Source organism: Actinoplanes palleronii (assembly GCF_016862315.1).
In the GTDB taxonomy this organism is placed as follows: domain Bacteria; phylum Actinomycetota; class Actinomycetes; order Mycobacteriales; family Micromonosporaceae; genus Actinoplanes; species Actinoplanes palleronii.
In genome coordinates, this window is record NZ_BOMS01000074.1 from 1 (window position 1) to 20,640 (window position 20,640).

25 protein-coding genes and 1 pseudogene are annotated in these 20,640 nt (G+C 71.1%); 16 read left to right on the forward strand and 10 right to left on the reverse strand.

Translation table 11 applies throughout. The features are described from left to right. The 3 genes and pseudogenes from Apa02nite_RS24535 to Apa02nite_RS24545 form a co-directional block, all read left to right on the forward strand. Positions 1-205: pseudogene (locus Apa02nite_RS24535) on the forward strand (copper resistance protein CopC); the annotation flags it as partial. A 45-nt stretch (positions 206-250) separates the two neighbouring features. Further along, on the forward strand, positions 251-997 hold the full coding sequence (locus tag Apa02nite_RS51190) for a MarR family winged helix-turn-helix transcriptional regulator (RefSeq protein ID WP_239164540.1): 747 nt from the start codon (positions 251-253) through the stop codon (positions 995-997). 288 nt (positions 998-1,285) lie between these two features. Then, positions 1,286-1,885, forward strand: coding sequence for a putative glycolipid-binding domain-containing protein (locus Apa02nite_RS24545; RefSeq protein ID WP_203827074.1), 600 nt, complete (start codon positions 1,286-1,288; stop codon positions 1,883-1,885). Positions 1,886-1,946: 61 nt separating this feature from the next. Here Apa02nite_RS24545 and Apa02nite_RS24550 read toward each other — a convergent pair whose 3' ends face one another. Continuing rightward, positions 1,947-2,378, reverse strand: a complete 432-nt coding sequence (locus tag Apa02nite_RS24550; RefSeq protein ID WP_203827075.1) for a cupin domain-containing protein — start codon at positions 2,376-2,378, stop codon at positions 1,947-1,949. A 59-nt stretch (positions 2,379-2,437) separates the two neighbouring features. Here Apa02nite_RS24550 and Apa02nite_RS24555 point away from each other — a divergent pair, with 59 nt between their 5' ends. Further along, complete coding sequence (locus Apa02nite_RS24555; protein ID WP_203827076.1) at positions 2,438-3,031, forward strand: TetR/AcrR family transcriptional regulator; 594 nt, start codon at positions 2,438-2,440, stop codon at positions 3,029-3,031. A 192-nt stretch (positions 3,032-3,223) separates the two neighbouring features. On the opposite strand, the gene Apa02nite_RS24560 is transcribed toward Apa02nite_RS24555, so the two are convergent. Together Apa02nite_RS24560 and Apa02nite_RS24565 are read right to left on the reverse strand one after the other, a co-directional pair. Next, positions 3,224-3,775 (reverse strand): TetR/AcrR family transcriptional regulator, encoded by a 552-nt coding sequence (locus tag Apa02nite_RS24560; protein ID WP_203827077.1) that lies wholly within the window; start codon positions 3,773-3,775, stop codon positions 3,224-3,226. Continuing rightward, positions 3,772-4,101 carry a DMT family transporter gene (locus Apa02nite_RS24565; protein ID WP_203827078.1) on the reverse strand — a complete coding sequence of 110 codons (330 nt, stop codon included), beginning with the start codon at positions 4,099-4,101 and terminating at the stop codon, positions 3,772-3,774. Before Apa02nite_RS24565 ends, Apa02nite_RS24560 begins: the two co-directional genes overlap by 4 nt. A gap of 92 nt (positions 4,102-4,193) precedes the next feature. Between Apa02nite_RS24565 and Apa02nite_RS24570 the strand changes: the two genes are divergently transcribed. After that, a complete protein-coding gene (locus Apa02nite_RS24570; protein WP_203827079.1) occupies positions 4,194-5,291 on the forward strand; it encodes a threonine aldolase family protein in 1,098 nt (365 codons plus the stop codon). 52 nt (positions 5,292-5,343) lie between these two features. Then, positions 5,344-5,733, forward strand: coding sequence for an HPF/RaiA family ribosome-associated protein (locus Apa02nite_RS24575; protein ID WP_203827080.1), 390 nt, complete (start codon positions 5,344-5,346; stop codon positions 5,731-5,733). Here the strand turns inward: Apa02nite_RS24575 and Apa02nite_RS24580 are convergent. Both Apa02nite_RS24580 and Apa02nite_RS24585 read right to left on the reverse strand, forming a co-directional pair. Beyond that, complete coding sequence (locus Apa02nite_RS24580) at positions 5,716-6,321, reverse strand: GNAT family N-acetyltransferase (protein WP_239164541.1); 606 nt, start codon at positions 6,319-6,321, stop codon at positions 5,716-5,718. The two genes, Apa02nite_RS24575 and Apa02nite_RS24580, sit on opposite strands and share 18 nt — an antisense overlap. A 10-nt stretch (positions 6,322-6,331) precedes the next feature. Further along, positions 6,332-7,315, reverse strand: a complete 984-nt coding sequence (locus tag Apa02nite_RS24585) for a LacI family DNA-binding transcriptional regulator (protein WP_203827081.1) — start codon at positions 7,313-7,315, stop codon at positions 6,332-6,334. 68 nt (positions 7,316-7,383) lie between these two features. Here Apa02nite_RS24585 and Apa02nite_RS24590 point away from each other — a divergent pair, with 68 nt between their 5' ends. Both Apa02nite_RS24590 and focA read left to right on the forward strand, forming a co-directional pair. Next, a complete protein-coding gene (locus Apa02nite_RS24590) occupies positions 7,384-7,977 on the forward strand; it encodes a class I SAM-dependent methyltransferase (RefSeq protein ID WP_203827082.1) in 594 nt (197 codons plus the stop codon). Between the two features lie 168 nt (positions 7,978-8,145). Next, positions 8,146-9,006, forward strand: coding sequence for a formate transporter FocA (gene focA / locus Apa02nite_RS24595; RefSeq protein ID WP_203827083.1), 861 nt, complete (start codon positions 8,146-8,148; stop codon positions 9,004-9,006). Between the two features lie 3 nt (positions 9,007-9,009). Here focA and Apa02nite_RS24600 read toward each other — a convergent pair whose 3' ends face one another. The 4 genes from Apa02nite_RS24600 to Apa02nite_RS24615 are packed head-to-tail and all read right to left on the reverse strand — an operon-like array spanning position 9,010 to position 11,514. Beyond that, a complete protein-coding gene (locus Apa02nite_RS24600) occupies positions 9,010-9,807 on the reverse strand; it encodes a hypothetical protein (protein WP_203827084.1) in 798 nt (265 codons plus the stop codon). Continuing rightward, complete coding sequence (locus Apa02nite_RS24605) at positions 9,804-9,974, reverse strand: hypothetical protein (protein ID WP_203827085.1); 171 nt, start codon at positions 9,972-9,974, stop codon at positions 9,804-9,806. The genes Apa02nite_RS24600 and Apa02nite_RS24605 overlap by 4 nt, the downstream gene beginning before the upstream one ends. A 59-nt stretch (positions 9,975-10,033) precedes the next feature. Continuing rightward, positions 10,034-10,852, reverse strand: a complete 819-nt coding sequence (locus tag Apa02nite_RS24610) for a PH domain-containing protein (RefSeq protein WP_203827086.1) — start codon at positions 10,850-10,852, stop codon at positions 10,034-10,036. 47 nt (positions 10,853-10,899) lie between these two features. Further along, complete coding sequence (locus Apa02nite_RS24615; protein WP_203827087.1) at positions 10,900-11,514, reverse strand: SGNH/GDSL hydrolase family protein; 615 nt, start codon at positions 11,512-11,514, stop codon at positions 10,900-10,902. A 201-nt stretch (positions 11,515-11,715) separates the two neighbouring features. On the opposite strand from Apa02nite_RS24615, the gene Apa02nite_RS24620 reads away from it, so the two are divergent. The 7 genes from Apa02nite_RS24620 (at position 11,716) to Apa02nite_RS24650 (ending at position 18,717) form a co-directional block, all read left to right on the forward strand. After that, the gene (locus Apa02nite_RS24620; RefSeq protein ID WP_203827088.1) at positions 11,716-13,422 is read left to right on the forward strand and encodes an ABC transporter substrate-binding protein; all 1,707 of its coding nucleotides are present in this window, start codon (positions 11,716-11,718) and stop codon (positions 13,420-13,422) included. Positions 13,423-13,433: 11 nt separating this feature from the next. Next, positions 13,434-14,423: an ABC transporter permease gene (locus Apa02nite_RS24625; protein ID WP_067684542.1), complete on the forward strand. Its 990-nt coding sequence runs from the start codon at positions 13,434-13,436 to the stop codon at positions 14,421-14,423. A gap of 10 nt (positions 14,424-14,433) precedes the next feature. Beyond that, the gene (locus Apa02nite_RS24630) at positions 14,434-15,384 is read left to right on the forward strand and encodes an ABC transporter permease (protein WP_203827089.1); all 951 of its coding nucleotides are present in this window, start codon (positions 14,434-14,436) and stop codon (positions 15,382-15,384) included. Continuing rightward, the gene (locus Apa02nite_RS24635) at positions 15,381-16,259 is read left to right on the forward strand and encodes an ABC transporter ATP-binding protein (protein ID WP_067684538.1); all 879 of its coding nucleotides are present in this window, start codon (positions 15,381-15,383) and stop codon (positions 16,257-16,259) included. Before Apa02nite_RS24630 ends, Apa02nite_RS24635 begins: the two co-directional genes overlap by 4 nt. Then, the gene (locus tag Apa02nite_RS24640) at positions 16,256-17,086 is read left to right on the forward strand and encodes an ABC transporter ATP-binding protein (RefSeq protein ID WP_203827090.1); all 831 of its coding nucleotides are present in this window, start codon (positions 16,256-16,258) and stop codon (positions 17,084-17,086) included. The genes Apa02nite_RS24635 and Apa02nite_RS24640 overlap by 4 nt, the downstream gene beginning before the upstream one ends. Before the next feature lie 89 nt (positions 17,087-17,175). Then, positions 17,176-17,418, forward strand: coding sequence for a hypothetical protein (locus Apa02nite_RS24645; protein WP_203827101.1), 243 nt, complete (start codon positions 17,176-17,178; stop codon positions 17,416-17,418). Positions 17,419-17,448: 30 nt separating this feature from the next. Then, positions 17,449-18,717, forward strand: coding sequence for an alpha/beta fold hydrolase (locus Apa02nite_RS24650; RefSeq protein WP_203827091.1), 1,269 nt, complete (start codon positions 17,449-17,451; stop codon positions 18,715-18,717). A 428-nt stretch (positions 18,718-19,145) separates the two neighbouring features. Here Apa02nite_RS24650 and Apa02nite_RS24655 read toward each other — a convergent pair whose 3' ends face one another. Beyond that, positions 19,146-19,799 carry a hypothetical protein gene (locus Apa02nite_RS24655; RefSeq protein WP_203827092.1) on the reverse strand — a complete coding sequence of 218 codons (654 nt, stop codon included), beginning with the start codon at positions 19,797-19,799 and terminating at the stop codon, positions 19,146-19,148. A 139-nt stretch (positions 19,800-19,938) separates the two neighbouring features. Here Apa02nite_RS24655 and Apa02nite_RS24660 point away from each other — a divergent pair, with 139 nt between their 5' ends. Beyond that, positions 19,939-20,151 (forward strand): DUF3072 domain-containing protein, encoded by a 213-nt coding sequence (locus Apa02nite_RS24660; protein WP_067684528.1) that lies wholly within the window; start codon positions 19,939-19,941, stop codon positions 20,149-20,151. Positions 20,152-20,640 lie beyond the last annotated feature (489 nt).

Below are 20,640 nucleotides of genomic sequence, written 5' to 3' on the forward strand. Positions count from 1 at the left end.
GGTGCCCGCGCCTCTGCCGCTGCCTCCGCCCGAGGCGCCCGAGCCGCTGCCCTCACCCGTGGCCGAGGTGCAGGTGACGGTGCCGCTCCTGGTGGGTGCCCGGCCGTCCAGAGCCTCCCGCTCGGCGCTGGCGGTGCTCGCGGCCATGTCCGCCCTCGCCGTCCTCTGCTGCGGCGCCGTCGTCGCCATCTTCCGCCTCGCCTGACGCGCGGCGGACCCCGATGCAGGTCGATGTCCCACCCTGTGGTGGGTGAGCGACTACCCATGGTGGTGGCATGCTGATCTGATGCAGGTCCCCGGCTCGCCGTGCACCGGCGAGCGCCCCTCGACCGCCGACCTCCCCGAAGCCGTCTCCCGGCCCGCCGCCGATCGTGCCCCAGCAGTGAAACGCCCCCACCGGCGTGCCGCTGCCACCGACCGCGGCGCCGCCGGCAGCTCCAGCGGTTCCGGCAGCTCCAGCAGTTCCGGCGGTTCCGGCAATGAGGGCGGCCGCTCCGGCAATGAGGCCGGCCGCGGGCTCGGTGCCGACGAGTCGGCGGTGCAGGCGTTGATGCTGGCCAGTCGGGCGTTTGTCGGGCTGACCCTGCGGTCGCTGGCGTCGGTCGGCGTGGACGTGACGTTGCCGCAGTTCCGGACGCTTGTGGTGCTGGCCGTGCGGGGGCCGCAGCGCAGCAGCGACATCGCCGAGGAGTTGGGTGTCAACCCGTCCACCGGCACCAGGATGTGCGAGCGGCTGGTCCGCAAAGGCCTGATCTTCCGGATGCCCGACCCGGGTGACCGGCGGGTGGTGCGGCTCGGCCTGACCCGGTCCGGTCAGGACGTCGTCGACCGGGTGCTCGCGGCCCGCCGCGCCGAGCTGGTCCGGATCGTCGCCGCGACCGCCGGCACGTGGCAGCCCGCGGTGACCGAGACGCTCACCGCGTTCGCTGCGGCCGCCGGCGAGGTCGGCGAACCCGACTGGTGGCTGGGCTGGTCGGCCTCCGCGGAACCGTCCTGACCGCGCTCGTTCCTGATCGTGATCTTGGGGGTGGACCCCGCGGATCGCCTGGTCCAGAGCGGACGTATGGTGTGCGACACACCCGCGGGGCAGCCCGCCGGTGTCGTCTGTGGCAGCTCGGCATCGAGGGTTTTACCCGATGGTGAGCGCGCGTCAACCCAAGGTTGTACCGGGTGTGCTCCGGTGGGGTGGATAACCCGCCGCAGACGTTTGCGCAATGCAAGTATGGGAATTTCGGGGAGCGGCAAAGGAGGCGCTATGACCATGACCGGCGCACGGGGACCAGCCTTGGCGGAACGGCCTCGCGCCGACGTGCCCGCCACCCCGTTGACCTGGCAGCGGACCGACACGGTCGGCACCGAGCTGGTGTTTCCGCGGGGAGCGCAGCCCGGTGGCTCGGCGATCGTGGCCGGGTCGCGGGCCTACACGCTGAACTGGCGGGCCGAGCTGGCCGCGACGTCCGAAGTGACCGCGCTGCACGTCACCGCGCAGGGTGACGGCTGGAGCCGCGAGCTGTGGCTGGATCGCGCGGACGGCGCCTGGGCCTGCCGGGTCGAGCAGACCGGTGACGCGGGCGACCTGCCGGCGCCCGGCGCCGAGCAGCTCGACACGATCGATCCGGCCGCGCTGCCGCACCTCTCGGACTCCCCGATCTTCGTCTCCTGGACGATCCGCAAGCTCGGCCTGACCGTGAAGTCCGGTCCGGTCACCGTCCCGGTCGTCCGGGTGCGGGTGCCGTCCCTGGCCGTGGTGCCCGGGACGGTGACCTACCACCTGGTCAGCCCGAACCGGCTGCGGGTCACCGGCACCGGCCCGGCCGCCACGTTCGAACTGGACGACGCCGGCACGGTCGTCTATCAGGCCGGCCACCTGCGCCTGGCCCGCTGACCCGACCGCATCGGGAGCCGGCCGGCGCGATCCAGCCGGCTTTCCGCGGTCAGCAGTCAGCTCAGAGCAGGCGCCAGTCGGCGTACTCGAAGCCCGGCGCGACCACACAACTCACCACGACCGGTTCGTCACCGGCCGGTGTGGCGGTCTGCCAGCACCCGGCCGGGACCAGCAACTGCGGCTGCTGCCCACCGGCGAAGTCCGCGCCCAGCAGCAGCGGCTCCTCGACGCCCGGCCGGTCACCGGCGCCGCCCAGGGTGAGCGTCAACGGGCCACCGGAATGCCAGAACCACAGCTCGTCGGAGCGCACCACGTGCCACGCGGACACCTCACCCGGGTGCAGCAGGAAGTAGATCGCGGTCGCGGCGGCTCTGCTCCCGTCGTACCCCTGGGGTGAAAAAGCGTGCGGTGACCGCCAGGTCTCCCGGAACCAACCGCCTTCCGGGTGTGGCGTCATGTCGAGTTGCTCGGCCAGCGGCGGTCGGTCGCTCATGGTCGGATCCTAACTCCGCGTCGGAGAACGACCGTTCGTTCCGCGAGTAGGCTGGCCGGGTGCCCCGCGTCTCGGAAGCCCACCTCGCCGCCCGCCGCCAGCAGATCCTCGACGCGGCCACCCGCTGCTTCGTGCGCAACGGCTTCCACCAGACCTCGATGCAGGACGTGATCAAAGAGGCCGAGTTGTCGGTCGGCGCGTTCTACCGCTACTTCAAGAGCAAGAACGAGCTGATCGCGGCGATCTCCGGCGAGAAGATCGGCGAAGTCACCGGGATCATCGACCGGCTGCTGGAGAGCGACCCGATCCCGCCCATCCCGGTGTTCCTGGAAGAGGTGATCGCCCGGGTGGAGGCGAGCATCAACGCGGATCAGACGGTACGGATCGCGGTGCAGATCTGGGGCGAGGCCACCCACGACGCGGAGATCGCGGAGATCGTCCGGGGCATCTACGCCCGGATCCGGGAGCGGGCGGTGCGCGCCGCGGAACGCGCGAAGGCCGCCGGTCAGCTCCCGGCCGACGCGGATCCGGCCGGTGTCGGCGCGGCCATCCTCGGCCTCATCCAGGGCTACATCCTGCAGAGCATCCTGATCGGCGGCATCGACCGCCGGACGTATGTCGACGGCGTCCGAGCCCTGCTCAACCCCCGCTGACCCGAGCCCGCCGTCCAGCGGCTCAGGTGCCTGCCCCGAGGCCCGAGGCTCGCGGGTCTCGAGGCTCGCGGGTCCCGAGACCGCTGTCCGCCGCCGGGTCCCCGGCTGGTCGTGAGGGGTGTCTCGAGGTGGGTGAGGCACCCCTGGGAGCCAGCCGGGACCGTGGCCGGCGGGCGGTCGGGAGCGGGGGATCTACGGGATCAGGCGGCGGATCGCGTCGGTGAGGCCGGTGGCGTCCAGGTCGGTCTCGGTGACCAGGGCGCGCAGGATGATCCCGTCGAGCAGCGCGCAGATGTCCCGCGCCGCCGCCGCGCCCACCGACGGCGCCAGGATGTCCGGCAGCCCGTCCATCCAGGTCTCCGCGATCGGCCGGAGCGCGGCGTCCCGGGCCGCGGCCACGCACAGCTCGTACTCGATCCGGACCTGCTGGCGGTCGGCCAGGTACTCCTCGGTCAGCGTGGTCAGCTCGGCCGGCATGTCCGGTGCGTCGGCCAGCCGCTGCGCCCACTCGTCCAGGTCGGTGCGCAGCTGGTCGGCCGCGTGCCGGAGCCCGGCCGCGATCAGGTCGTCCAGGGTGGGGAAGTAGTACGTGGTCGCGCCGAGTGGCAGACCGGCCCGGGCGGCGACCGCCCGGTGCGTGGTCCGGCCGACCCCGGCCTCGGCGATGACCTCCATGCTGGCCACGGCGAGAGCGGACCGGCGCGCCTGCGGGTCACGGGCGCGCTGGGTACGGCGTTCGGTCAATGCGCTTCCGCGCCGGTCAGGTTGAGCACGACGACTCCCGCGATGATCAGAATGATGCCGCCCACCTTAGCGAGGGTCACCGGTTCATCGAGGAAGGCCGCGCCGATCGCCACGATGGCCGCGGTGCCGACCGCGGACCAGATCGCGTAGGCCATGCCGACCTGGAGACCGCCTTTGATCGCCTGGGCGAGCGCGACGAACGAGACGACATATCCGACGAGAACGGCGATGGTGGGCCAGAGCTTGGAGAAGCCGTCGGTGGCTTTCATCAGGCTGGTGGCCAGGAGCTCGGCGCCGATGGCGAGAGCGAGAAGGACGTACGGCACTGCTAACACCTCATCTTGTACGTATGTACAAGTACGATCGTACAAGATGGGTGGGTGACGGTGCCAGCCGGGAAATCTGGGATCATCCGGCGGTGGCTGACGATGTGCGGGTGCGGCGGATCGCCGCGATGCGAGGATGTGACCGGATTCTCGACGGGGTGCGGCCGAAGAGTCTGCGCGAGCGGCTCGCCGAGTTGAGCGAGGCGGCCGGGCCGGAGCTGATGCCGGACTACTACGGCGACGGGCTGGTCGGCGAGCTCGAGGAACGGGTCGCCGGGCTGCTCGGCGCCGAGGCCGCGGTGTTCTTCCCGACCGGCACGATGGCGCAGCAGGTGGCGATCCGGTACGGCGCCGACCTCACCGGCCGCTCGACCGTGGCCCTGCACCCGCTCGGCCACCAGGAGATGCACGAGCGCCGCGCCTACGCCGACCTCACCGGCCTGCGCTCGGTGCACCCGACCACGGCGCCGCGCAACCCGACGGCCGCCGAGATCGCCGCGCTGCCCGAGCCGGTCGGCACCGTGGTGCTCGAGCTGCCGATGCGTGACGCCGGGTTCGTGCTGCCGACCTGGGCGGAGCTGGCCGAGGTGTGCGAGGCGGCCCACGCGAGCGGGGCGCGGGTGCACCTGGACGGGGCGCGACTGGGGGAGTCGGCGCCGTACCTCGGGCACTCGCTCGCGGAGATCGCCGGACGCGCCGACAGTACGTACGTCAGCTTCTACAAAACCCTCGGCGGTCTCAGCGGCGCGGCGCTGACCGGGACCACCGCCCTCGCCGCGTATGCGCGCCTGTGGCGCCACCGCTACGGCGGCCAGCTCTTCCAGCAGTGGCCGGCGGTGCTGAGCGCCCTGGTCGGCCTGGACCGGGAGCTGCCCCGGGTCCCGGAGTACGTCCGGCACGCGCGCACGATCGCCGCCGCCCTGGCGCAGCTGCCCGGCGCGGTGGTGTTCCCGCAGCCGCCGCACACCCACCAGTTCCGCCTCTGGCTGCCGCACCCGGCGGCCCTGCTCAACGACGCCGGGCTGCTGCTGGCCGAGGAGGAGAAGGTGTGGTTCACCGGTGGCTGGCGCGACACCGAGATCCCGGGGCACGCGGTCACCGAGGTCTCCGTGCAGTCCCCGGCCCTCGAATGGGGTACCGACGAGGTGATCGACACCGGTTTGCGACTGCTGGACCGGATTCAGAATTGATCACCTGGGTAGAACAGGGGTGTCCCGTTCTCACCGGACTCAGGAGGATTTGATGACTGCAGTCGCGAACCCGGCCACCGTCGAAGAGTGCTTGCGCATGGGTGCCGGCTTCACGCAGGGTGATCGCAACTGGATCGCCGAGCAGTTCGGCCCGCTCGACGCGCGCCTGGCCGCGTTCCACGCGGACGCCACCGAGCTCGAGATCATGGTGAAGGACCGCGAGGCCCGCGGCCAGAAGGTCACCCTGGAGTGCTGGATCAGCGGCCGGGAGAAGATCGTCACCACCTCCTCGGAGGAGGACCTGCACGCCGCGATCATGGACGTCCGTGACGACCTGCGCCGCAAGCTGAACGACTCGAAGACCAAGCAGGAGCCGCGCCACAACCGCCACCTGCGCGAGGTGCAGCTCCCCGAGGCCGACCCGTCAGAGCCCCTCATCTAGACCGGTCAGCCCCAGATAGGTCAGCGGACCCGGGTCGGGTACCGGCAGCTCGGTGAAGCCGAGCCGGTCGTAGAAACCGCGAGCGCGCACGTTCGCGGTGACCATGCCGAGGTGTATCCCGGCCCGGGCCTGTGTGCGGAACGTGGTGATCAGCCGCCGGCCGTACCCGCGTCCCTGGTAAGCCGGGAGCAGGTCGATGTGCAGGTGGGCGGGGTAGGCCGCCAGCTCCGGGACGATCATCCGTTCCGGTGCGAAGTGCAGCGCGACCATGTCCTGCTCGGGTGTGCGCGGCGGCTCCGGCGGCGCCGGATACTTGTCGCCGAGCCACGGGATCCACTCGTCGCGGAACCGCTTGACGAACGCGGTGGTGTCCGCGGTGCCGAGCACGTAGCCGACCGCGGTGCCGCCGTCGTCCAGGACGAACGCGAGCTCCGGTTCGAGGTGCAGGTAGGGGCCGGCGAACAGGTCGCCCATCAGGTCGTCGGTGGAGTAGAGCCCGCGGGCGTCCTCGCCGGCCGCCGCGGTGCGGACACAGATGTCGTAGACGGCGGGCCGATCGGCCGGCCGGTAGGAGCGAATCTCAGGCACGTCCGGCAGGCTAGGCCGTGGAAGCGCTTCCACCGCAAGAGGTCGTGCGCAGCACCGGCCGGCTGGGGAAGAGCGTGACCGGCGCGGGCTCGCCGAGGGCGGCACGCACCGCCGCGGCGGCGATCTCCTCGACCGGGTGGGTGGCCGTGGACAGCGCCGGATGCAGCGCGCCGGCCAGGGGGATGTCGTCGAAACCGGTCACCGCGACGTCGCCGGGGACCCGCACGCCCGCCTCGGCCAGGAACTGCAGCACCCCGAGGGCGGTCGCGTCGCTGACCGTGGCGATCGCGTCGGTGTCCGGCCAGCGCCGCAGCACGGTCCGGGCCGCGGCGCGCCCGCGGTCGCTGGTGAAATCCCCGCGTACGACCCGGGGCGGCAGCCCGGCCGCCCGGGTCAGCGCGGTGTAGGCGGCCAGCGGGGGAGCGGACGCGGCCAGCCAGGACGGACCGGCGACCAGCGCGATCCGGCGGCGACCGGTTTTGTACAGGTGGGTCAGCAGCGCGCCCACGCCCGCCGCGCTGTCCACGTCGGCACCGCCCGCGCCGATCGCCGCCGTCCGCCCGCGCAGCCCCGCCGGCAGGTGGCCGAGCAGCGCGTCGTCGTGCCCGGCCAGCACCAGCCCGGCCAGCCCGCGATCGGCCGCGAGTTCCACCAGGTCCGCTCCGCACTCCAGGCCGACGTGCCGCAGGGAGAGACCGATGTCGTACGCATCGAGCACGCTCGCCATCGCCGCCGCGGCCCGGGTGACGAACGGGTCCCGCAGGATGCCGGCCCGGGCGTCCCGCACCGCGAAGACCACCCGGGTCCCGGCACCGCGGGCCAGTCGCCGGGCCACCGGATGCGCCCGGTAGGACAGCTCGGCGGCGGCCGCCAGCACTGCGGAGCGGCTCGCCGCCGAGGCCGGGCCGGCGCCGGTGAGCACGCGGGACGCGGTGGCCGGTGACACGCCGGCGCGGCGGGCCACGTCGGCCAGCCCGGCTCGGACGTCACGCATCGGTCGAGTATCCACCGCGGTCCCGGCTGCCGGGAACGACGGCGGTGCGGCGATCTAGGGTGAGGACCGTGACGTCCCAGAACGGGTGGCTGCGCCAGCGTGCCGAGAACCCGGAGCATTCTCAGTGGTACATCAAGCGGTTCCGTGACCTGGCCGCCGAGGGCCAGGACCTGGTCGGCGAGGCCCGGCTGGTCGACGCGCTGGTGCCGCGCGGCGTCCGGATCCTGGACGCCGGCTGCGGCCCGGGCCGGGTCGGCGCCCACCTGGCCGCGGCCGGGCACGACGTCACCGGCGTCGACCTCGACCCGGAGTTGATCGCCGCCGCGATCGCCGACCATCCCGGCCCGCGGTGGCTGGTGGGTGACCTGTCCGAGCTGTCGCTGCCCGGCCCGCCGTTCGACGCGATCGTCTGCGCCGGCAACGTGATGACGTTCGCGGACCCGGAAACCCGGGTCGAGATCCTCCGGCGGTTCGCCGGGCACCTGGCGCCGGGCGGCCGCGCGGCGATCGGGTTCGGCGCCGGCCGGGGGTACCCGTTCGACGAGTTCCTGGCCGACGTCACCACCGCGGGGCTCACCCCGGATCTGTTGCTGAGCACCTGGGATCTGCGGCCGTTCACCCCGGACGCCGACTTCCTGGTGGCCATTCTCCGGCACCCCTGAAAACCATTGGTCCCGTTCTTCGGGGGCCGTTCTTCCCGCCGCGACAATGCCATGGTCCGGTTCGCCAGAGCCGCCGGTCACGCATGTCGTCTTTTCGGGGTGTTCGCAGGTCAGAACGCCTGTGGGGCTGCCGCGGAGGGCTGATCGGCCCGGCTTACGATCGGCGTCATGGCCATTACCACAGAGCCGTTCATGCTCAGTCCGGCGCAAATGGCGCAGGCGGCCGAGGACGCCGCGTACGCCAAAGCCACAAGCACCCCGCGGAAATCTTTTCTGCTCGGCCTGACCGGTGGCGGATACATCGCGCTCGGTTTCGTCTTCTACGTCACCAGCCAGGTCGGCGCGGCCGGCCTCACCTGGTCGGGCGGGGCGAAGGTGCTGGGCGGCGTGGTCTTCGCCACCGGGCTGGTGCTGGTCGTGCTGACCGGCGCGGAGTTGTTCACGTCGTCGACGCTGACGCTCACCGCGCGGGCCAGCGGCCGGATCACCTGGGGCCGGCTGTTCAGGAACTGGGGTGTCGTCTACGTCGCGAACTTCCTCGGCGCCGCGACCATGGTGGCCCTGGTCTACCTGGGCGGCGTCTGGCATCACGCGAACGGCGCCTGGGGCGCGGTGGTGCTGAGTGGCGCGCTGGTGAAGGTGCAGCACACCGTGCTCGAGGCGGTCGTGCTCGGCATCCTGTGCAACCTGATGGTGTGCCTGGCGGTCTGGGCGGCCTACTCCGGCCGGACCACCACCGACAAGGTCCTGGCCGTCACCATGCCGGTCGCGCTCTTCGTCTCGACCGGCTTCGAACACTCGGTGGCGAACATGTTCCTGGTGCCGCTGGGCCTGCTGATCAAGAGCGGCGCCGGCACCGAGTTCTGGAGCGGCGCCGGGCTCCACCGGGCCGACTTCGCGGATCTGACCTGGTCGCACTTCCTGCTGCACAACCTGGCGCCGGTCACCCTGGGCAACATCATCGGCGGCGGCCTCATGATCGGCGTCTTCCACTGGACGATCTTCCGCCGCCGTTCGGCGGCATCGTAGGAATCAGTGCAGGTACCAGGTCCGCTGCCGGGCCCGGTCGACCGCGATCTGGTACGACAGCTCGAACCGGTGTGCCGGATTCGCGTGGTACCAGCGCAGCGTCTGCAGCACCAGCGCCGGATCCGCCGCCAGCCACGGCACCTGGATGGTCAGGGTCCGGGCGGCCGGGAACACCGAGCGCCGGATCCGGGTCGCCGGGTGGCCGGCCGCCGGGACCGCGATCACCGGGATCCGGGCCTGCTCGCCCGGCAGGATGTCGCGGACCGCCTGCCAGGGCACGAAGTGCCGGGTGCCGACGCCGTGGTGGTAGATGCCGTCCGGGGTCAGCGCGAGCCGTCCGGGCGCGTGCCGCAGCAGCAGGAACAGCGCGGCACCGGTGAGCGTCGCGCCGAGCGCCAGCACCGGGGTGCGGACGGCCAGGCTCAGCTGGGCCAGGGTGACCAGGCCGAGGAAACCGGCGTACCAGTAGTAGAGCCGCCCGGAGTAGGTGAAGGTCAGGCCGGGTGTGCCGTCGTCGATCCGGGTGATCCGCATCCGGTCGCCGGCGTGGTGCGGGCGGACCCACAGGTTCAGCAGCAGCCCGGACAGGTGCCCGAGGATCAGCACGGCGACGCCGCAGGCCAGGGCCGCGCCGGTGTCGCCGAGGACGACCGACCAGACGCCGGCGGCCAGGACCACGGCGGCCAGGAAACCACTGCCGACCGCCGCGTGGATCAGACGCGGCGACGGCCGGTAGTCCTGCCACGGTGACGGCTCGGCGGTGACCGCCGTGGTGCGCGGCAGATCGAAGTAGAGGGTCATCGGGCCCGCCGGACGCGGCGGACGAGCGGCACTGCGGGCTCCGCGCCGGAGTAGGCCGGGCGCGGGCGCTCCGGGCCGGTGACCCGCCGGGCCACCTCGTTGGCGCGCCGCAGACAGTCGGTGATGGTGTTCAGGATGTCGAGCTCGAAGCGTGGGCGATCGCTCATCAGCTGTTCCTCTTCCGGTCCCCCCGGGGTGTGCTCAGAGGTACGGGGATCGAGACCGATCAGTTCAAGCGCTGCTGCCGGACTCGTGCAACGGCTGCCACTCCGGACAACTCACCGCGATCCGCCGGATGCCGGAGATAGTGCCGCAGCGTCCGGTAGACCGTCTCCGGTGCGGCGGCCGGCCACGCCGCCGGCACGGTCAGCGCCGTGGACCGCTCGGCCCGGCGCGCGGTGAAGCGGGACCGGTTGTCCTTGCGCGTGCCGGAGCGGGACCGGTCCGACGGTGCGGCCCGGACCTCGATCGTCGGCTGGGCACCGGTCCCGTCCGCCCGGACGTCCAGCACGGCGTCCCACGGCACGAACCGGCCACCACCCGGCCCGCGGTGATAGACCCCGGCCGGGGTCAGGCTCAGCCGTCCCGGCGCGTGCCGCAGGACGCGGAACAGCACGGCCAGGAGCAGCAGCGCGCCCGCGACGAGGACCGCTCCGAACACCGCCTCGGCGGTGTCGCCGGAGGTCAGCCCGGCGAGCCCGAGCAGCAGGAACGGCGCGCTGGTCAGCACGAGCACGGCACCCTGCCAGTAGTAGGCCCACCAGGAGTACCGGAAGGTGAGCCCGGGCGACCCGTCGTCGATCGGGGCCGGCGCCGGCAGTGCCCGGGACCGGCGGTGCGGCCGGAGCCAGAGCGTGGCGCCGAGCCCGGCGACGTGAGCGAACCACAGGCCGATCGCGCCGAACGCCGCAGCCGCGGCGAGCCCGCCCGCCCACGCCGACCAGCCGGCCAGCCCGAGCAGCAGCGGGGCGACGACCATCGCGCCGTAGGCGCCGATCCGGGCCCGGGGTGAGGGCCGGAAGTCGTGCCAGGGCGTGGAGGACATCCCGGGACTCTATCGACGCGCGGCGTGGTGGAAGCGCTCCCGGGCGGTCAGGGGCGCAACCACTCCGGTGGTACGGCGGCCAGCCACGCCTCGGCCAGCAGCTGGTGGCCGCGGGCGCTCGGGTGCACCCCGTCCGGCGCCAGCGCGGCCGAGCCCTCCCGGCTCGCGGCCGCGGACAGAATGTCCTGAGCAGGCACGATGACCGCTCCGTGGGCGGCGGCCAGGGACCGCACCACGGCGCGTTTCGGGCCCAGGTCCTCGGCCTCCCAGCGCTGCTGCATCGGGTCGGCCGGCAGCACGAACGGCTCGATCAGCACCAGCCGGACGTCCGGCGACAGCGTGTTCAGGGTGTCCCGCATGGTGGACTCGTAGGCCGCCGCGCTGGTCACCCGCCCGGCGCCGTCGTAGCGCCGCCACACGTCGTTGATGCCGATCAGGACGGACAGCACCGCCGGTGCGTGCGCCAGCACGTCGCCGGCCCAGCGAACGGCCAGGTCAGATGAGAGGTCACCGCTGATCCCGGTGTTCACCACCCGGGCGCCGGCCAGGGCCGGTGCGGTGGCGAGCCGCCGGACGTAGCCGTCGCCCAGGCCGTCCGGATCGTCGCGCCGTCCACTGTCGGTGATGCTGTCGCCGGTGAACAAAACGGTGTGAACAGCCATCCAACGCCTCCTGGTTTCGGCACGTGTCGGGAAATGACGCACCGAGCGACGACCCGACATCCGCTCTTGACATTGCAAACTTAAGCCACTTAATAATGGCCCCGTCAAAGGTGAATCTCGCGGTGGGCTGGGCACGCGCGGGTGACCGGACCGAGAACCGCCGTCCGAGAACGGCGGCGCTGATGATCGAGGTATCCGCACATGTGGGACATCCTTACCCGCCGGGGCCGTCGCCCCCGCGCCGTGGTGGCCGCGGCCGCCGCATTGACCCTGGTCGTCGCCGGCTGCTCCGGTGACGGCGGTTCCAAGGCGAACGGTGGCGACAAGGCCGCGAACAGCTCCATCACGATCTTCAACGGTTCCACCGGCACCATCGTGGAGCAGTGGAATCCGTTCATCCCGAACTTCCTGCAGCCCACCAACGGCCTGATCTACGAGCCGCTCTACTACTACAACTTCGCCTCGACCGCCGACCCGCAGCCGCTGCTGGCCACCGCGTACGCGTGGGACGCGGCCGGCAAGGTCCTGACCATCACCACCCGGGACGGGGTGACGTGGTCGGACGGGCAGCCGTTCAGCGCCAAGGACGTGGCGTACACGTTCGAGCTGATCCGTAAGACGCCGGCGATCAACGCGACCGGCCTCAAGCTGGTCTCGTCGGTGGCCAAGGACGACAAGACCGCCGTGCTGACCTTCGAGAAGCCGTCGTTCACCGACGAGGCCTCGGTCATCGGCAACACCCCGATCGTCGCCCAGCACGTCTGGGAGAAGATCACCGACCCGACCAAGTCGATCAACCCGAACCCGGTCGGCACCGGGCCGTACAAGCTGAAGACGTTCTCCGCGCAGAGCTACGTGATGGAGAAGAACGCGACCTACTGGCAGCAGGGCAAGCCGAAGATCCAGAACGTCCGGTACATCGCGCTGGCCACCGCGGACGCCGCGAGCGCCGCGCTCACCGCCGGCCAGGTGGACTGGATGAGCAGCTTCCTGCCCGGCCTGGACCAGCTGATCAAGAACCAGAAGAACCTGACCTACGTGAACACCCCGGCGCTGACCACGTCGATCTTCACCTGTGCCAGCGCCGACCTGGGCTGCAAGGGACCGCAGACCGACACCGCGGTCCGTCAGGCGATCTACTGGGCGCTCAACCGGGACCAGCTGAACAAGCTGGCCGGTGGCGGCTTCGCCGAGACCGCGTCGCCGACCATGCTGCTGCCCGAGCGGGACAAGGCCTGGATCGCCGACCCGGCGAACCTGACCACCCCGGGCGGCCCGGACGTCGCGAAGGCGAACCAGCTGCTGGACGTGGCCGGCTGGGCCAAGGGCGGTGACGGGATCCGCGCCAAGGGCGGCGAGAAGCTGTCGCTGACCATCCAGACGGTGACCGGCTGGAGCGACTACATCTCGCTGAACGACGCGATGACCCAGCAGCTCAAGGAGATCGGCATCGAGCTCAAGCCGACCCAGGTGGCCTGGCAGGAGTGGAACAACAACCAGGTGCAGGGCAAGTTCCAGCTGTCGCTGGACTCGATCGGCCTCGGTGCGTCGACGAACCCGTATTCCACGTACCTGAAGTACTCCTCGACCACCACGGCGAAGGTCGGCGAGGCGGCCGGGCTCAGCGGCAACTACGCGCGGTACAAGAACGCCAAGGTGGACGCGGCGGTCGCGGTCGCGGCGGGTACGAACGACGAGACGGTCCAGAAGCAGCAGTACACGGTCATCCAGCAGGAGATCGTCAAGGACCTGCCGTACATCCCGATCTACGTGAACTCGATGCTCACCGAGTTCAGCACCGCCAACGCCACCGGCTGGCCGACCAACGACAACAAGTACGCGCTGCCGGCCACCTGGAAACAGTGGGACAACGGCATCGTGCTGAGCACCATCGAACCGGCGAAGTAGGGCCGCCGGCCGTGCGATACCTGCTCCGCAAGCTGGGGTTCTACCTGGTCGCCCTCTGGGCGGCGCTGACGGTGAACTTCTTCGTCCCGCGCCTGATGCCCGGCGACCCGGTCGAGATCCTGCTCTCGAAGCTGGGTCAGCACGGCCCGGTCTCCCCGGAGATGCGGGCCTCGACCGAGGCCCTGCTCGGCACCAGCAGTGGCGAGCCGCTCTGGTCCCAGTACCTCGACTACCTGGGCCGGCTGGCCCACGGTGACCTGGGCACCTCGGTGGTCTTCTTCCCGGCGTCGGTCAGCTCGATCATCGAGCAGACCCTGCCGTGGACGATCGGCCTGGTCGGCCTCGCCACGGTCATCTCGTTTCTGGTCGGCGTGGGTCTCGGCACCCTCGCCGGCTGGAAGCGGGGCTCCTGGCTGGACAGCCTCATCCCGGTCACCACGATGTTCCAGTCCGTGCCGTACTTCTGGCTGGCGCTGATCCTGCTCTTCACGCTCGGCAGCGTCTGGCCGGTGTTCCCGCTCAACGGCGGGTACGACGTCTACAACGTCACGGTCGGCTGGAACGGCCCGTTCCTCGGCTCGGTGCTCTACTACGGCGCGCTGCCCGCGCTGACCATCGTGCTGTCCAGCGTCGGTGGCTGGATGCTCGGCATGCGCAACATGATGGTGTCCACCCTCTCCGAGGACTACATGCTCACCGCGGAGGCGAAGGGCCTGCGCCCCGGCCGGATCATGCGGGGGTACGCGGCCCGCAACGCGATCCTGCCGTCGGTCTCCGGGTTCGCCATCTCGCTCGGGTTCGTGGTGGCCGGCTCGATCGTCACCGAGGCGGTGTTCTCCTACCCGGGCATCGGCTCGGCGCTGCTGCAGTCGGTGGGCGGCAACGACTATGCCCTGATGCAGGGCATCTTCCTGGTCATCACGCTGTCCGTGCTCGGCGCGAACCTGCTCGTCGATCTCCTCTACTCGGTGATCGACCCACGCACCCGAGCCCGGGCCTGAGGGGGCAGCCATGACCATGACCACCGAACTGGCCTCGGTCGCCGAGGCAGGCAAGACCACGAGGGTACGAAGGATCCGGCTCTCCAACACCAAGCTGGCGACCGGACTTGTCATCGGCGGGGCGATCGTGCTCTTCGGACTGATCGGCCCGTTCGTCACCCAGGACCCCCGGCTGGTCAACGACATCGGGCTGAGCGCGCCGAGCGCCGACCACTGGCTCGGCACCACACAGACCGGTCAGGACGTCCTCGCGCAGCTCGCGTACGGGACCCGCGGCTCGCTGACCGTCGGCGCCGTGGTCGGCGTGCTGACCCTGCTGCTGTCCGGCTTCTTCGGCGTGGTCGGTGCGTACGCCGGCGGCTGGGTCGACGAGCTGTTCTCGCTGTTCACCAACATCATGCTGGTCATTCCGGGGCTGCCGCTGGTGATCGTGATCTCCAGCTACGTGCCGGACAAGAGCATCTGGCTGGTCTCCATCGTCCTGGCGATCACCAGCTGGGCGGCGTCCGCGCTGGTGCTCCGCGGCTACACACTCAGCCTGCGCAACCGCGACTACGTGCTGGCCTCCCGGGTGGCCGGCGAGAAACGCTGGCGGATCCTGACCGTGGAGATCCTGCCCAACCTGATCCCGCTGCTCGCCTCGCAGGTGGTGTTCGCGGTGATCTTCGCGATCCTCGGCGAGGCCGGGCTGTCCTATCTCGGTCTCGGCGCGAGCGGCTCGTTCACCTGGGGGACCATCCTGTACTACGCGCAGAACGGCCTTGCCCTGCGGCTCGGCGCGTGGTGGTGGTTCGTGCCGCCGGGACTGATGCTGGCCCTGTTCGGCGCGGCGCTCTCGCTGATCAACTTCTCGATCGACGAGATCATCAACCCCAAGCTGCGCAACCAGACGAGGTCGGCGCGCAAGGGCTGGCGGATGTCCCGCGAGCAGCTCAGCAAGGCGAAGGAGGCCACGCTGTGAACCCGCCGGTGCTGAGCATCGAGAACTTCAGCGTGGACTATCTGGTGGACCCGGTCGTGCACGCGGTCACGAACGTGAACCTCCGACTCCACCGGGGCGAGGTCCTTGGTCTGGCGGGGGAGAGCGGTTGCGGCAAGAGCACTTTGGCGTACGGGATAGTCCGCCTGCTGAAGCCGCCCGCCGTGATCACGAGCGGTCGCGCCGTCTTCCACTCGCGCGAAGGCCACGAGATCGACTGGAACGAGTTGCACGCCGAGGACCTGCGCGCCAACCGCTGGGAGAAGATCTCGATGGTCTTCCAGGGTGCGATGAACTCGCTCAACCCGGTGATCTCGATCCGCGACCAGTTCGAGGACGTGTTCACCACCCACCGGCCGGAGATGGGCAAGAAGGAGCGGCGGCAGCGCTGCGGTGACCTGCTGGAACGGGTGGGGGTCGACCGCAAGCGGCTCGGCTCCTACCCGCACGAGCTCTCCGGCGGCATGCGGCAGCGCGTCATGATCGCGATGGCGATGGCCCTGGAGCCGCAGGTCATGATCATGGACGAGCCGACCACCGCGCTCGACGTGGTGGTGCAGCGGGAGATCCTCCGGGAGATCACCCGGCTGCGCGACGAGCTCGGCTTCGCGGTCATCTTCATCACCCACGACCTGCCGCTGCTGCTGGAGATCAGCGACCGGATCGCGGTGATGCGCAGCGGCGAGATCGTCGAGCTGGGCGGCGCGGCCGAGCTCTACACCAACCCGAAGCACGAGTACACCAAGCAGCTGCTGGCGTCGTTCCCGAGCCTGACCGGCGACCGCGGCTCGTTCGTCCGCGGCGCCATGGACGACCGGCTGCTCGCCCTGGACGCGGTCGAGGTGGAGGCGTCGTGACCACGCTGGAAGTGCGCGACCTGCGCAAGGAGTACCGGCTGCGGGACGGCTGGCGGACCGGCACGCTGCGCGCCGTCGACGACGTCAGCTTCACGCTGGACCACGGCAAGACCGTTGCGCTGGTCGGCCAGAGCGGCAGCGGCAAGTCCACGGTGGCCAAGCTGCTGTTGCAGCTGGAGCGGCCGACGAGCGGGGAGATCCGCCTGGACGGCGAGCCGGTGGCCCGGCGCGGTGCGGGGCTGGCGGCTTACCGCCGTACCGTGCAAATGGTTTTTCAAGATCCTTTTGCGTCGCTGAATCCCTATCACACGATCGGTCACCACCTGGCCCGCCCGATCCGGTTGCACCATCCGCGGATGACCGCCGCCGAGGTGCAGAGAAGGGTGCATGAGCTGCTGGAACGGGTCCGGCTCACGCCCGCCGGGAACGTCGCGAAGCGGCGCCCGCACGAGCTCTCCGGCGGTCAGCGGCAGCGCGTCGCGATCGCCCGCGCGCTGGCCCCGGAGCCGGGCGTGCTGATCGCCGACGAGCCGGTGTCGATGCTGGACGTCTCGATCCGGCTCGGTGTGCTCAACCTGCTCGCCACCCTGCAGCGCGAGGAGGACCTGGGCGTCCTCTACATCACCCACGACCTGGCCACCGCCCGGCACTTCTCCGACGAGATCCTGGTGATGTACCGCGGCGCGATCGTCGAACGCGGCCCGGCCGACGACGTGATCCTCAACCCGCAGCACGAGTACACCAAGACCCTGGCCGAGGCCGCGCCGAACCCGGAACGGAGGATCGGCGAACTTCGCTCCCGGCAGCCACTGGACTCGTCCGGCTAACGTTGACGGCAACGTTCGAGCTGGTTGGTTCCGTCCTTCCAGCTGGTAGGGAGAGTCGCGTGGGGTTCTTCAAGCGAATGGTTCTCACGATGGTCGCGTCGAAGCTGGAGCGCCGGGCACATCACAGCCACAACCCGCTCGTGCACAGCATGCTCCGCTCGGTGCACCACAAGCTCGGCCGGCACGGCGGCTATCCGTACGGCGGTTACCCGCCGGCCGGGTACCCGCCGCCAGGTTATCCGCAGTACGGCCCGCAGTACCACGCCGGACCGGCGCACCACGGGCACTACCGCCACCACGGCCACTACCGGCACCACGGGCACTACCGCTGAGGGTTGGAGTCCGTTTACTACCGTGGCCCCGTGATCGCTCACCCGGGACTGCGTTTCACCGACCACACCGTGCCCGTGCCGCTGGACCACCGGCGGCCCCGGGGCGCGGCCATCGAGGTGTTCGCCCGGGAGGTGGTCGCCGCCGACCGGGCCGGTGACGACCTGCCCTGGCTGCTGTACCTGCAGGGCGGGCCGGGCGGGAAGTCGCCCCGGCCACTCGGCGCGGACGGCTGGCTCGGGCACGCGGTGCGCACCCACCGGGTGCTGCTGCTCGACCAGCGTGGGACGGGGCGGAGCACGCCGCTGACCGGTCGTACCGTCAAGGGTTTTGATGACGCGGACCTGGCGGCGTACCTGAAGCTCTTCCGGGCCGACAGCATCGTGGCCGACGCGGAGATCCTGCGGGCGACAGTGGCCGGCGGCGCCCGCTGGGACACCCTCGGGCAGAGCTACGGCGGATTCCTCACCCTCACCTACCTGTCGGCCGCCCCGGAGGCGCTGCGCACCTGCTACATCACCGGCGGGCTGCCCGGCCTGACCGCGCACGCCGACGACGTGTACGCCCTGACCTACCCGAAGGTCGCGGCCCGCAACGCGGAGTTCTACCGGACCTTCCCGGACGCCGCCGCCGCGGTCCGCCGGATCGCCGACCATCTGACCGACAACGACGTGCGGCTGCCGGACGGCGACCGGCTCACCGTCGACCGGTTCCGCCTGCTCGGGATGCTCTTCGGGCTCAGCACCGGGTACGCCCAGCTGCACTGGATCCTCGACGAGGCCTGGCACGGCGCGGAACTCTCCGACACGTTCCTGGCCGAGGTGTGGCGGCAGACCGCGTTCACCGATGTGCCGTTCGCCGCGCTGCAGGAGTGCACTTTCGGTCAGGGCGGCCCGCCGACGGCCTGGGCCGCGGACCGCGCCCGGCACGACCACCCGGAGTTCGACGCCGGCGCCGACCCGCTGCTGTTCACCGGCGAGATGATGTACCCCTGGATGTTCCGGGAGATCGCCGCGCTGCGCCCGTTCGCCGGCGCGGCCGATCTGCTGGCCGCCACCGTCGACTGGCCGCCGCTCTACGACCGGGACCGGCTGGCGGACAACCGGGTGCCGGTCTTCGCCGCGGTCTACCCCGACGACGTCTACGTGCCGGCCGAGTTGTCGCTCTGGACCGCCGCCGAGGTCGGCAATCTGCGGGCCTGGGTGGCCGATGGGTACCAGCACGACGCGCTCCGCACGGACGGCCCGGCTGTCCTCGGCCATCTGATGGGGATGGCGGCCCGCTCAGGTTCGCTCCGGTGACGCCGATGGGGCCGGCCATGGGTCAGATGCCCCCGATGACGAAGCCCCGGCGTGCTCACGGTGTGTGGGCGGCGCTCGTCACGGTGGCGCTGGCGGCCGCGGCGGGCGGAGCGTTCGCCGCGCTCGATGAGCGGCCGCAGGGGCCGTCGGCGCCGCATTCGCCGGCGGGGTATGAGATTCCACGCCGGGTGGAGCCGACGGAGATCCCGATGCCGACGGCTAGGCCGCGACGCTTCCCGGCCGTGCCGGTCGTGGGGTCGCCGCCGGGGGCTGTCCTCTCACCGTCCAGCCGGGTCGCCGGTCTCCTGACGCGTCTTTAGAGCGGTCGTTTCCGGCGGGTGCTGCCTTCCGGTGGTGTCGTTCCTTCCTCGGGCCCGGCCAGAGGTTGATCTTTCGCTTCCCCGGCCGGGTGTTGATCTTCCGTCGGGTCAGCGGCAGGTGATCGTGGGGTTCAGGGTGGCGAGTTCGCCGTCCGGGTTGCGCTCGTAGAGCCACACGTGCAGGTCATAGTGGACCGGCATCGGCGGGGCACCGGCCGGTACCGCGTGACCGGTCATCGGGCCGTTGAACGGGTGACCGAAAAGGTTCGGCCGGTCGCGGTCGGTGCGCAGGTCACCGTCGGCGTCGGCGCGGAAGTACTCGACGCCGGTCAGCCGGACCGTGCCGTGCGGGCCGGGCAGGTAGAGCAGGATCTCCGGCTTCTCCGGGGCGATCCGCGGGTCGGCGGAGCGCTGCGGGTGCGCGTAGTGCAGGCCCATGCCCGGCACGCAGTCCTCGGTGGGCAGGTAGCCGGCCTCGATCGCCTGCCGCACGTCACGGAACCGGCGGGTGGCGTCCAGCAGCTTGGAGCGTTGCTTGTCGGTCAGGTGCTGCGGGCGGGGCCGGAGGGCGGCGGCACCGGTCGCGCCCTGTGCTGCCGCTGCCGCTGCCGCTGCCGCGGCCTGGGCGGGAGTTGCTGGCCGGGCTGCTTTCGCGGCCTGGGCGGCTGTCGCGCCGGCGGTGAGCAGGAAGGTCGCCGCGAGTGCTGCTGCCGCTACCGTCGCTGTCGCCGCGACGGAGGGTCGGGCCTGGGAAACCGTCATCTGCCCAGCCTGATGCCACCGGTTGCCGCCACGACGGCGAGACGGCTGCCGTCACCGCATGGAGTGACGGTGCGTGTGTGACGGCCGGATCGGTGGGTAGTAGCACGGGCGTTCGAAGACCGGATCGGAAGGATGCGACATGACTGACGCGCAGAACACCACCACGGGTGACAACCGGGTGAAGGATCCGGCGGACTGGACCACCGGCGACGAGCCGGCGACCGGTGCGCAGGAGTCCTACCTGAACACCCTCGCCACCGAGGCGCACGAGGAGGTCCCGGACGGCCTGACCAAGGCCGAGGCGTCCCAGCAGATCGACGAACTCCAGGAGAAGACCGGCCGCGGCCGGTAGTGATCACCCCGGCGGGCCGGCTCCCCGGCCGGCCTGCGCGGTCGAGCAGCGTTCCCGCAGCCCATCCGGCTCCCGTTCGCCGCGACGGCGCCATGGTCCCCGCCGGGTGACAGCGGCCCGAGATCAAGATGGGCACCGGCCGGCTGCGGGAGTCATCACACTGAACCCATAACGGCCACCACCGCCAGCCGCGCACATCGAGCTGGCCCTGGTGGCCGTTATGGCGGGTTCATAAGGGCCGCTGTGGCCAGCCGGGTGTGTTGGGCTGGGTCTGGTGGCCGTTATGGCGGGGTTGTAAGGGCTGTTGTGGCCAGCTGGGTGTGTTGGGCTGGTTCTGGTGGCCGTTATGCCGGTGTGTGATGAGCGCGTGAGATCGGCGAGGCCGCTCAGGTGTGCCGCCACTGCCCTGAACCGCGATACCTCGTGCGGGTGGCCGGGTGTGGAGGTTTCGCGGGGTTTTAGCGACGACACCTGCTCTTCGGGCGGGGC